11 protein-coding genes and 1 tRNA gene are annotated in these 11635 nt (G+C 63.6%); 5 read left to right on the top strand and 7 right to left on the bottom strand.

What is annotated here, in order from left to right:
• Positions 1–21 precede the first annotated feature (21 nt).
• From hemC to AACH06_RS17150, 5 genes are all read left to right on the top strand, one after another.
• The gene (gene hemC / locus AACH06_RS17170) at positions 22–996 is read left to right on the top strand and encodes a hydroxymethylbilane synthase (protein ID WP_341426978.1); all 975 of its coding nucleotides are present in this window, start codon (positions 22–24) and stop codon (positions 994–996) included.
• Entirely contained in the window at positions 993–1838 is an 846-nt protein-coding gene (locus tag AACH06_RS17165) for a uroporphyrinogen-III synthase (RefSeq protein WP_341426977.1), read from the top strand. Before hemC ends, AACH06_RS17165 begins: the two co-directional genes overlap by 4 nt.
• 117 nt (positions 1839–1955) lie before the next feature.
• Positions 1956–3122 carry a uroporphyrinogen-III C-methyltransferase gene (locus AACH06_RS17160; RefSeq protein ID WP_341426976.1) on the top strand — a complete coding sequence of 389 codons (1167 nt, stop codon included), beginning with the start codon at positions 1956–1958 and terminating at the stop codon, positions 3120–3122.
• A gap of 14 nt (positions 3123–3136) precedes the next feature.
• Entirely contained in the window at positions 3137–4384 is a 1248-nt protein-coding gene (locus tag AACH06_RS17155; RefSeq protein WP_341426975.1) for a heme biosynthesis HemY N-terminal domain-containing protein, read from the top strand.
• A gap of 72 nt (positions 4385–4456) precedes the next feature.
• Positions 4457–4533 (top strand) — tRNA-Arg (locus AACH06_RS17150).
• Positions 4534–4915: 382 nt separating this feature from the next.
• Here AACH06_RS17150 and AACH06_RS17145 read toward each other — a convergent pair.
• The 7 genes from AACH06_RS17145 to AACH06_RS17115 form a co-directional block, all read right to left on the bottom strand.
• Positions 4916–6877 (bottom strand): rhomboid family intramembrane serine protease, encoded by a 1962-nt coding sequence (locus AACH06_RS17145; protein WP_341426974.1) that lies wholly within the window; start codon positions 6875–6877, stop codon positions 4916–4918.
• An 88-nt stretch (positions 6878–6965) separates the two neighbouring features.
• A complete protein-coding gene (locus AACH06_RS17140) occupies positions 6966–7994 on the bottom strand; it encodes a hypothetical protein (RefSeq protein WP_341426972.1) in 1029 nt (342 codons plus the stop codon).
• 270 nt (positions 7995–8264) lie between these two features.
• On the bottom strand, positions 8265–8909 hold the full coding sequence (locus tag AACH06_RS17135) for a hypothetical protein (RefSeq protein WP_341426971.1): 645 nt from the start codon (positions 8907–8909) through the stop codon (positions 8265–8267).
• A complete protein-coding gene (locus AACH06_RS17130) occupies positions 8906–9463 on the bottom strand; it encodes a contractile injection system protein, VgrG/Pvc8 family (RefSeq protein WP_341426970.1) in 558 nt (185 codons plus the stop codon). The genes AACH06_RS17135 and AACH06_RS17130 overlap by 4 nt, the downstream gene beginning before the upstream one ends.
• Before the next feature lie 159 nt (positions 9464–9622).
• Positions 9623–10123: a hypothetical protein gene (locus AACH06_RS17125; protein ID WP_341426969.1), complete on the bottom strand. Its 501-nt coding sequence runs from the start codon at positions 10121–10123 to the stop codon at positions 9623–9625.
• Positions 10124–10229: 106 nt separating this feature from the next.
• Positions 10230–10688: a hypothetical protein gene (locus tag AACH06_RS17120; protein ID WP_341426968.1), complete on the bottom strand. Its 459-nt coding sequence runs from the start codon at positions 10686–10688 to the stop codon at positions 10230–10232.
• 166 nt (positions 10689–10854) lie between these two features.
• A complete protein-coding gene (locus AACH06_RS17115; RefSeq protein ID WP_341426967.1) occupies positions 10855–11547 on the bottom strand; it encodes a hypothetical protein in 693 nt (230 codons plus the stop codon).
• Positions 11548–11635: the final 88 nt, after the last annotated feature.

The raw sequence follows: 11635 nt of genomic DNA, 5'->3' as shown, positions 1-11635 counted from the left end.
AGGGTGGCGATAATTCGTACCATGTCCGCACCGAACTCCTCCGCCGTCGCCCCCACTGCCGTCTCGCCTGTCGTCATCGCCACCCGGGAGAGCCGGCTGGCCTTGTGGCAGGCCGAGCATGTGCGCGATCTGTTGGCCCGCGACCTGGGCTTGCACGCCGAACTGCTGGGCATGACCACGCGGGGCGACCAGATCCTGGATCGCAGCCTGTCGAAGGTGGGCGGCAAGGGGCTGTTCGTGAAAGAGCTGGAGAACGCGTTGGCCGAAGGGCGGGCTCGCCTGGCGGTCCATTCCTTGAAGGATGTGCCCATGGATCTGCCGGCCGGCTTCGTGCTGGCCGCCATCTTGGAGCGGGAAGATCCGCGTGATGCCTTTGTGTCGAACCACCATGAGTCGCTGTCGGCGTTGCCGCAGCGTGCCTGCGTGGGTACATCGAGCCTGCGTCGTGTGGTGCAGTTGAAGGCCTTGCGGCCCGATCTGCGCATCGAGCCGCTGCGCGGCAACCTGGACACCCGCCTGCGCAAGCTGGACGATGGGGGCTACGACGCCATCGTGCTCGCGGCGGCCGGGCTCAAGCGCCTGGGCCTGGCCGATCGGGTGCGCAGCGTCTTCGAGCCGTCGCAGATGATCCCTGCCGCGGGGCAGGGGGCACTGGGGTTGGAGATTCGCGAAGACGATGAGGTGCTGCGCCGATCTCTCGCGCAACTGAGCCACGCCCCCACTTGGTTGGCCACCCACGCCGAGCGGGCGGTGTCACGGTCACTCGGAGGCAGTTGCTCGGTGCCGCTGGCGGCGCATGCGACTTGGCCCGGCCCCGGGCAGATGCACCTCGCGGTGGCGCTGGGTGACGCTGAACACGGCATGCTGCCGCTGTTGACGGCCGAAGTGCAGGCCGAAGCGGTCGATACCGATGCGGCCGAGGCGCTGGGGCGTTTGGCGGCGTCCCACCTGCGTGAGCGAGGCGCAGCGCGCTACCTCGCGCATCTGAACGGATGACGCCGCCGCTGCCCACGCGTCGCTGTGCGCTGGTCACCCGGCCGCGCGCCCAGGGCGAGGTGTGGCAGCGCAAGCTTCTGACCTTGGGGGTGCCCAGCGAACTGCTGCCACTGATCGACATTGGCGCTGCACCCGATCCTGAGGGCCTGCACCGCTGGTGGTCGGCCGAAGTGCAACCCCTGGCCACCGACGCGCCACCCCGCTACGCGGTGCTGATGTTTGTCAGCCCGAATGCGGCGTCGAGCCTCTTCCGAACCTTGCCCAATGGTTGGCGTTGGCCGGAAGGCCTCTGGGCCGCCGCCACCGGCCCGGGCACGGTCACGGTGCTGCTGGGGGCGGGTGTGCCGGCGTCGTTGATCGTGGCGCCGCCGGCCGACGCTGCGCAGTTTGATTCTGAATCGCTCTGGAGCGTGCTGAAGGATCGCGTGGCGTGGCCGGGCCGGCAGGTGGCCATCGTTCGGGGCGAAGGCGGCCGTGACTGGCTGGCTCGCACCTTGCGCGAGGCGGGCGCGGAGGTGACTTTCGTTCAGTCGTACGAGCGGCGCGCACCGGTGCTGGGCGCGGTTGAGCAGGCGCTTCTGGCGCGCGCCCTGGCCGAGCCGCAAGACCATGTCTGGCTGCTCAGCAGCTCAGAGGCGGTCGATCATCTGCGCACCGTTGCCCCCCACGCCGACTGGGCCGCCAGCGTGGCGCTGGCCTCTCACCCTCGAATCGCCGAGGCAGCGCGCCATGCCGGTTTTGGCCACGTCGTCGAGGTGCGGCCGGTGCCCGAGGCAGTGGCCGAAGCCTTGGGCACGCTGCCTGCCCCGGGGCAGGCGCCATCGCAAGCGTCGGCGCGCTGACGTGAGCAGGCAGCGCACGGCCTCTCAGCGGTGCTTCCCGTGGTGGCCCCTCACTGTGGCGCGGAAGCCGCGTGCCGCCATGGCCTCTGAGGCCCGTCGATACAATCCCCGCACACCGTGAACGCCCCAGAACTGCCCTCGTCATCGCCGGTGCCGGCCCCCGCTGAACCGGTGCCTGTGCCGCCGCCTCCAGTGCCCGCACCTGTGGCTGCGGCCGGCGCCTCGGGTGCCCTCTCGCGGGGCCCGTGGCCCTTGGGCGCGCTGGCGTTGGCGGCCATGTGCGTGGCCAGTTTTTCGCTGGTCTGGAGCACGCAGCAGCGGGTGAAATCGCTCGAACAGGAGCTCGTTCGCCGCCAGCAGAACAGCCAGGACCAATCCACCGAGGCTCGGCTGCTGGCTCGCCAAGCCCATGATGCGGCGGCCGATGTGTCGGCGAAGCTGGGCCTGCTCGAAGCGCGCGTGGCGGAGTCGGCCCTGCAGCGAACCCAGGTGGAAGAGCTGATCCAGTCTTTGTCGCGGTCGCGCGATGAGAATGTGCTGGCCGATGTCGAGGCGGCTTTGCGCGTGGCCCAGCAGCAGTCGTCGATCACGGGCAGCGCAGAGCCGTTGGTGGCCGTGCTGAAGCAGGCCGATGAGCGCTTGGCGCGCTACAACCAGCCCCGGCTCGAACGCGTTCGTCGAGCGGTGGCGCGTGATCTTGATCGCGTGCGTGCGGTGTCGGTGGCCGATGTGCCCAGCCTGTCGATCAAGCTCGACGAGGCGGTGCGTCTGGTTGATGAACTGCCTTTGCTGGTGAGCCCCGAGCGCAAGGGTGTCTCGGTGGCTGGCGTGCCGGCGGCGCCAGCGTTGTCTGCCTCTGGCGTGGCCGCAGGCGCCGGCATGCCGGGTGTGGCCCAAGGCGACTGGCTGGGCCTGCTGGCGCGGGCCTGGAACCGCATCGCCACGGAAACGTGGGCCGAGGTGCGTTCGCTGGTCAGGGTCACCCGCATCGATCAACCCGAGGCCATGCTGTTGGCACCAGAGCAGGCTTACTTCCTGCGCGAGAACCTCAAGCTGCGTTTGCTCAATGCGCGGTTGTCGCTGCTGTCTCGCCAGTTCGAACAGGCGCAGGGCGATCTGATGCTGGCGCAGACGTCGCTCGATCGCTACTTCGACCGGGGGTCGCGACGCGTGAGTTCAACCGGCGAGCTGTTGCGGCAGGTGTCCGCCCAGGCTCGCCAAGCCAGCCTGCCCCGGCCCGATGAGACGCTGGCTGCGCTTGCGGCCGCTTCGGCAGGCCGATAAGGGCGCGGGGCCGCATGCGTTCAGTCATCTGGCTGGTGTTGTTGTTCACCGCGGCGGTGGTCACCGCCACGGTGCTGGGCCGAAACGACGCACTCGTGTCGGTGTTCTATGGCACCTGGCGCGTCGATTTTTCGCTCAACCTCTTCCTCTTCGTCGTGCTCGCGTCGATCTTCATCGTCTTCGCGGCGATGAACGCGGTGCAGTCGCTGCTCAACCTGCCAACCCGCGCGCGTGAGTGGCGCGAGCAGAAGCGTGAGCGTGCGACCAACGCCGCGCTGCGCGAAGCGTTGGCCGAGCTGTTTGCTGCGCGCTACGCGCGGGCGCACAGGGCCGCGAAGCGAGCCCTCGATCTGCAGACCATCACCGGCGGCCTGGAAAGCGATGTCCAGTTCACCGTGCTGGCGGAGATGATCGCGGCCTCGGGCCTGCATCGCATGCAGGACAAACGCGGCCGCGACGAGCATGTCAACCGCGCGCTTGCGCTGGTCCGCGGCCGCTTGGGCAGCAGCACCGCGTTCGATGGGTTGCAACTCATCAGCGCCGAATGGGCGCTGGAGGACCGCGACGCTGAACGTGGCCTGGCCTTGCTCGCCGAGTTGCCCCCTGGGGTGGCTCGGCGCACGCAGGCACTGCGGCTGAAACTGCAGGCTGCACGCTTGCAGCGCCGCCCGCTCGATGCCCTGCAAACGGCGCGACTGCTGGCGAAGCATCAGGGCTTCTCCGCGCCTGCCGCGCAATCGCTGCTGCGCTCGCTCGCCATCGAAGCCATCGATCAAGCGTTTGACATCGACCAACTGCGCCGCGTGTGGTCGCACCTGGATGCCGATGACCGACGTGATGCCTTTGTCGTGGCCCGCGCTGCCAAGAGAGCCCGCTCGATGGGGCATGCCGACCAGGGGCGCACGTGGCTTCAGCCTGCGTGGGATGCCATCGCCACAGCGAATGCCGACGATCGCCGTGAACTCGCCTTGGCGCTGATCGAATGTGCCCCCGGGGTGGGCAGCGATTGGCTGCCTCGCATCGAAGCCGCCCTTGCCGTGCACGGTCACGAGCCTGCCTTGGTGGCGGCGGCGGGCATGGCGTTCGCCGATCGACAGCTCTGGGGCAAGGCACGCCGTCCGCTGGAGCAAACCGCTTCCGCGTCGGTGCTGCCGGCACCGGTGCGCCGCCAGGCTTTGCGTTGCCTTGCAGCAATTGCTCGCGAAGAGGGCCAGGAAGAGCACGCATTGAACTATGATCAGCGTGCTGCCGCGATCGAGTGAGCGCCGGAAAAAAGAGGTTCTCAAAAAGAAGATTGCGACAAAGAAAAAAGCCGTGCTATACTGCGAGGCTCAGCGGCTGTAGCTCAGTTGGATAGAGTACTTGGCTACGAACCAAGGGGTCGTGGGTTCGAATCCTGCCAGCCGCGCCAACACAAGCAACGGGTTAGCTCTTCACGGAGCTAACCCGTTTTGCTTTTCAGTGCCGCCTTGTCATGCGATGCCTGCGCATCGCGCGCGCACGCACCGTGGTGTGCCGCGGCGCGTGCATCGGCCATCGGCCCACGTGACACGAGCCCAATGCGGTGCGGCCTACGGCTGCACCGCCGGCACGAGGCGCCGAACGCAGATGTGTGCCTGCGTGCAGGGCCAGCGGGCGTTGATGATCAGGCAGCCTCGCCGTTCTCAGCGAGGCCCGTGTTGAACGGAAGCTGTCTTTCCTAACCCGTTCGTTACGCGCACCCTGTTCACGCTACCGTGAATGCATGCGACGCACGGCGTGCGTGCACGCCCGACGCTCTGGCGTTGGTCGAGCTATCGCGAGCACAACAGGGGAGTGTCGTCTCGATCGGCCAGGCGTTTGCGAGTGTCGATGTCCACGAAGCTTCCGCCATTGGTCACGGCATAGACGTGTGAGCCGTCTTCGGAAAATTGAACCTTCATCGCCACCCCAGCGACCGGGTACTGGCCGAGCGTCACCGATGTCTGAAGGTTGGCCACGTGGATCAACGAGTCTTGCCCGTTGTAGCCTCGGTAGTCGGCGATGGCGACGCGGCTGGGCTGGCCTGCGGCGCGCGAGACGGCCGACTGCATCGGCTGGATGCGCGTGCAGAACGGCCAGGCGGGCTGGCCCTCCGTCGAGCCATCATGCACCACTCGAACGCCGTCGGCCATCAAAGCCATGACGGATCCGTCGCTGTCCGACAGTCTGACCACGCTGTCCGGCACTTCGGACATCTCTTGGCTGTCCACGGGCTTCAGCGTCGCCGTGTCGAACGAAAGCTGCCGTCCTGCGGCGCCTTCGCTGAACGCCACCCACAACCGCGTGCCGTCCGCATTCAGCCACATCGGCAATCGATGGCCCGGCCGGCTGCCGGAGCGGGCTTCCTTGGGCAAGGCGAGCGTTTGCACCACGGCGGCTGAATCGACGTCGACCACCGATATGGTGTCGTCGAACACGTTGTGAACATAGGCGCGTTTGTCGTCCGCCGACAGCAAGATGGCGTTCGGCGACTTGCCGACCGCGATGGTCTTGGAGACCTGCCCTGCAGCCAGGTCGATCAGAACAACCGCGTTCTTCTGCATGGAGCTGACCAAGGCGGCCGGGCGCTGCCGAAGCAGCGCGATGTCGGCCGCTGCGGGGTCGCCACAAAAGATGTCCATGCAGTTGCCTTTGATGACGGCCTTGGGGCCGGCAATGCTCTGGACCACAGCGCCGCGCTGTAGATCGATCACCTGGATCTTGTTTTGATAGTGATCGACGGCGTACGCCGTTTTGCCATCTGCAGAGAGTGCAAACGATGTGCCGCTTTCGCCAAAGGGGATGACCCGTCCGCGGGCCTCTTCATCTGACACGGGAGGGGGCAGCGCATTTCGCTCGGACTCGGCCGCTTGCTTTTGGGCGTCTACGCGTTGTTGCTCGGCGTTCGCGCGAGACTCCCCCGCCTGTTGCTCGTCGCGAAGTCCACGAAGCTCGCGCATCTCGGCCCAATCACTGCCATGCAGCAGGCCGGCGACGCAGAGGGCAGCCAGCGCTGCGGGGATGGCCACACGAGACACCATCTCGATCAGCGTGCTGGCCAGTTCCGCCACGTATTGCAAGCTCGCGCCCATCAGCAGCCCGGCCACCACGCCGCCCAGGTGCGCCGCGTTGTCGACGCCAGGCATCAGGAACCCCATGCCCAGATTGATGGCGACGACCTGGCCCAGCTCCTTTCCGAATCCGGCCTCCGCCAAGGACCTGTGATCGCTGCTGTACCACGACTTCACGGCGTGCGCTGCCAAGAGCGCCCCCGCCACCGCCATGATGGCGCCCGATGCCCCCACGCCGACCACCATCCTCACGAACGGTCGGCCGAGCAGGTCGGTGCCCATGGTGTGCAGGCTCTGCCACCACGTGCTGGTGCAACTGGCGACGATGCCGCCGGCCAGGAACAGCATCAGCAAGCCGATGCGGCCGAAACGGCGCTCGGCCAGGCTGCCGAGGATCAGCAGCATGTACATGTTCATCACCAAGTGCATGAGCCCGCCGTGAACGAACACGCTGCTGAGCAGGCGCCAGCTGTCGCCTGTGAGCGTCAGCATGGCCGCGTTGCCGCCCCAGGCCAAGAGCTGATCGGCCGAAGGGTCGATCCAAGGGTTGCCGTTCAGCCCTTGATAGAGGTAGTAGCCGACATTCGCCGTGACCAGCGCTGCGGTGACGAGGGGCACGCCGCGGGCCGCCCCTGGTTCGTGGCCTGTGGCGCCTTCGATGGGCTGCGCGTTGTGGTCGGTCATCGGCGGGATACGGAGAGTGATATTGATCGGAGTCGCCGATGCGGCGACGGTGTCATGTCGATGGCCCGTTCACCGTGCCCCAGCTTCCTCAGTAGCCGGCGCTGAACGCCTTCAGGTCATCGGGCACGAGATAGGTGAAGCTCTTGTGGTCGAAGACCAGTTTCCAAGTCTTCGTTGGCACCGGGTCACCATTCAACTTGCCGCTGGCCGACACGGTGATCGCGACAAAGCCATCTTCAGGCACCGGATCCGTCTTGTAGCTGAAGGTGGCGTCGGAGCAGCGAAGCGGCGGCTCGTCGTCGCCTTCGACATCGCTTTCGTCGTCGCCCGACTCTGAAGCTGATGCAGAAGAGGCTGCCGATGACGCCGCAGCAGGGCCCGGGCCGGCATCCTGGCGCTCCTGCCGGGATTTCACCCAATCCGCGTAACGCGCCTGGCCGTCTGCGCAGCCGCCCTCTACCTCGGCCTTGATCGAGGCTGGGAAGGTCGCGACCACCGCCATCGAACTGCTGCTGGGGGCGACGACGCGGTTCATCACCTCGCGGCCGTCCGCATCTTCACCATGCCAGGTCGTGCCGGTTTTCAGCACCCAGCCAAACGTCTTGTTGCTGAGGGCCTCGAATCGAATGTCTTCGCGTGCCAATGCAACCGACCCCATGCCCTGCATGAAAGGTTGGCTGATCTGGATCAGCGAGCCGTCGGTCTTGTCCGGGTCGGCCATCACCTTGAATGCGCCGATGATCGCCTCGCGCGAGAACGTGTCAGCACCATCGTCGCCCGAAGCCACGAAGTACAACTCTTCATGGCCCTCGGCATCAACGATCTTGGCGCGGTGCACCACCCGCATCACATACATCTGACGTTGATCGTCGACATACATCCACCCCTTCGCGGATTCTGAATACTTGCCATAGGTGCTCAACATGATCTGGTCGATCATCTCGTCGGCAGAAAAGTGAACCGGCTCGGCCTTGCGCGAGGCGGTGAACCAGGCCATGCCGACCACGATCAGCGTGAGCGCACCCAAACCAGCCAGCAGCCGTATCGGCCACTTCCACCAGTTGGGTCGCTTGGCGGTGGTCTTCTGCGCTTCTGGAGTGGGGGTTTCGTCGGTCATATGGGTTTGGGTGTGGCTACAGCAGGCGCACCGATGAGGAAGCGCGCCGACGCATTCGAGGGGAGCGGCGCTTGGCTTCGCGCCTGACGAGGCCGGAATGGAGGCCGTGCGCGGACGGATCAGAGTCGTCCAGTACTTGTCGAACTTCAAGCCGCAGAGGCAGCTGCGTCGAACCGGTCTACCCGCATTTTCACAGCTCAGCGCGGCAGACGTATCCCATGGATGGGGTGGACGGGCCGGCGGCAGGAGTGCCCTTGGATCAACCAGCCTTCAATCCGGCAGCGCCGGGTTCAGCGCTTTGGCCCACTCGGCGGCACGTTTGTCCGCTTGGGCGCGGACATCGGCAGGAACAAGCGGCACCAACTGAGCCAGCACCCGCCGGTCTGCCGCGCACGAGAACTGCAAATCACGTTTGCCAATGGCACGCTTGAGTACGCAATCCGACTGGTAGGCCCCGGCGGCATCTTCGTAGGCTTGGGCCAACCTGTCTTGGAGCACGGACGAATACTTGGTGACCCACTCGGCCGAGATTCGCCGATAAGCCGGATCGAATGCCCCAGCCGAATGGGTGCGATCCACCAACTGCTTCAAGTCGGCGAGAACGCCGGGCCGTTTGCCAATGTCCGGGATGCCTGTTGGCGACTGTGTCTCGGTGGTGCCGCCGGGCGTGCTGAGTGACATGCTCCACCCCTGCTCGGGGACGAGCGCCTCTTCATGGCAGGCCATCACGTTGTTGGCCACCCCCGCCAGCGCCACGATGGCTTGCCGATCGCCCTTTTGCGACAAGGCCTGCATCTCAGCGCGCCATTTCTTGTAGGCAGAGGCCTGACGCTGCCCGATCAAGACTTCGCAGTCATCGAGATCAAGGCTGGCTTCCGAAGGCGTGGCGGCGTGCGTGGAGGCCGTGATGATCATGGCCGCGCACAGCGCTGCTCGAAAGAGATGAGTGGGATGAGGCAATTGGCGAGCGCTCCTTTCAATTTGGAGTGTGCGACAGCGGGCTTCAGGCGCCAGAGGCCTTGCCGCGTTGGCCCGCGTCGCTGACTGAAGACATTGTCGAGGCCGTCAGTGTCGGTGCGCCGCGTCGCCGCAACCGACGATAAGGTCGGTTGCCATCTTGCGGGTGCGCGGCCGAGGCCCGGATGGTCGACGATGGAGTGATCGAACAGCGCCAGCGGGTCATGGGCGCGTGAGCTCACCGGGCGGTGCTGCAGCGCGACAGCGCCACCCGAGCGGTAGTCGCGGCTGGTCAGCTCGACGGCCTGGGTGGCCACGCGGCGCACGCTGTGCAGCGTGGTGAGGCTGTCTTCGCCGAGCGTGTGGTCGCTGCTGGTGAAGCGCACGCTGGGCTGGGGGTTGGCGGACAGGGCCGCCACGTCGTCGGCGATGACCAGGGTGAGCTGGCCCAGCGTGGGGCTGCCGGGCTCGCCGGTGTGCTCCCACCACGCCACCAGGCCCTCTTCGCTCATCAGGCGCAGCACAAGTCCAGATCGCTCTCGCCGCCGGCCGGGCCGTGCTGGGCGCTGCTGCTGCGCTGCGGGTAGATGCTGGCGTCGCTCAGCGCCCAGCGCCAACAACTACGATCCATTCGCACCCACTCGGATGAACCATCCATCCGAGCGTTGCTGCTATTTTCTAAGGATCGGAGGAATTATTGTGCAAAATCCCGCAACTAAATCTTCCGAGATTCTTGAGTTTCGTATTCGTTGCCGTCGGATCTTAAGGCTACCAACCCCGAGGCTTGCTAGCTCACTCCATTCGGAATCGATTGTTCTAAATGCAATAACGCCGTCAAGATTTTCGCCGGGGCCGGGCTCTAACTTGTAGTCTTTAAGAAGAGTTTGAATATTCGACGCTGCTTGGCGATCGCCGTTCCATACCCCGTTTTCTACTAGGCTAGCGTCGAGTCCTTTCGGTAGTGCCTTAATAACTAAGACCGGGCTTCGTGATATTTCGCCGCAAAACTCGTCCTTACCTTTCGGTTTAAGGAAGTAGGCAGATATTGCAGATGTTGCTATGTTGCCATTTGGCCCCGTCGCCATCCACGCCAAATACGGGCCATTTGGCATTCCTGCGACGATAGGCGCGCAGAAAGCGAGGCCGACAAAGGTCCAGAGGAAAGACTTCATTTGAGGGTTTCGCGACCGCGCCCTTTGGGTAGCTGGCGTCTCAGTGGCCAAAAAAGATCGCGGATCAATCTCGAATAATGATAATTAAACGAAGTGCGCCGGATTTCTACAGCGCTCGCACGATATCCGGCTTGACAAGGCAGAAGGCGAATTCAACCTTTTTGGGATCCTTTGTGTCATTCAATGGGTACCACTCTCTTCGCATAGTCTTTGCGTTGAATCCTATAAGCCGCGGAGAAGGCGCGTTGACGTAGACTATTGCGCCATCAAACCCATCTGCGCCGCTATTCTTGTTCCAAAGAAGCAGATCACCGAGCGTCTTTTTCGACTTGCCGTCGTCATCAACGACTGCTCTGCGAAAGAGATCGTCGGTAATTCCAAGGGGTCTTTGTTTTATATAGAGAAGACCCAAGTCATTCTTCCAGCAGATTGGAGTGGCTTGCTCTGCTATTAACCGTATGGTTTCGCCAATCTCTGGATTTGGTGGATTGCTGAGGTCCGCGAATACTAGGTTTGCTTCAAGTCTCGCGCCAGCGTGGGCCGATGCTAAAAGCGTTCCAGCCATAGCAATGGCGAAAAATAGATGCTGCGTCATCGAGTTTGGCGCATCCCAATGTTTTTTATGCTCGAATCTCAAAGCCAGAGGCGCAAGGGCTCCACGTGTTCAGGCCCATGTCGCCCAGCCGGCCCGCCAGCGCATTCACGCTGGGGCGTAGGCCAAAAACGGCCAGTCAGTCTTTGCCTTGTTGCTTAAGGCTCTTTGGCTCGATCAGCTCTTTGCGGCGGCGCTCCCATTCAATGCGGTCGCAAGGAGCCGGGATAGATGAATAGAACTCTTGGCGATCCGGTGCCAAGGCAAAAGCATAGTGCGCATTCTGAATACTGCACAAAGAGCCTTCGGCTTCTTCCATTGGAATGGGAAGGCCTATCATAGCTAATACGTTGACGATCTTTCCATCCTGCCGTCCTTCGTCAAAAAAATATATTGCTTTACTCTTGGATTCTGAATCAAAGTCGATGTCAACAGGAACTTGAACGACAGTGCCCCTTTTTTGGGGTTGGCCCACCTTGAAAGAGATTTCTTCTCGGTTTCGGTAAGCTTCGCCCATGTCATGCGCGTCATACCCGGGAAACCTGAAGAAAGGCGCTACGTTTCCGAGTCCTGATTTGAGGCTGCAACGCCCTGCGGAATTCCTTTCTATGAGTAATGAGTCGAAATATTTCTCGTATAGACCGCAGGAATTCAATATGTTCGACTTTCTGTCGAGTTTCGAGAATTCGATTGTCCCGAGTGGCTCGGCGTATAAGCTGCCAACGTATTTGGCGTAATCGAGATCGCTGGCTTGTCCGCGAGAGAGCGGGATAATGCCAATTGCCAGTAAGAGTGCCAGTTGACGCGTCGGAAATGGCGCGAATTTAATCATACCACTTAGCAATCACCTCAAAAACTTCGCTGTATCCTTTGGGTAGGTCGGCCAAGCTATTGCCTGTCCGAGCACAGCTTCCGCTGAA

Origin of the sequence: Ideonella lacteola (assembly GCF_038066555.1) — a bacterium.
GTDB classification, from domain to species: Bacteria; Pseudomonadota; Gammaproteobacteria; order Burkholderiales; family Burkholderiaceae_C; genus Ideonella; species Ideonella lacteola.
This window is presented reverse-complemented; position numbering and strand designations above follow the sequence as displayed.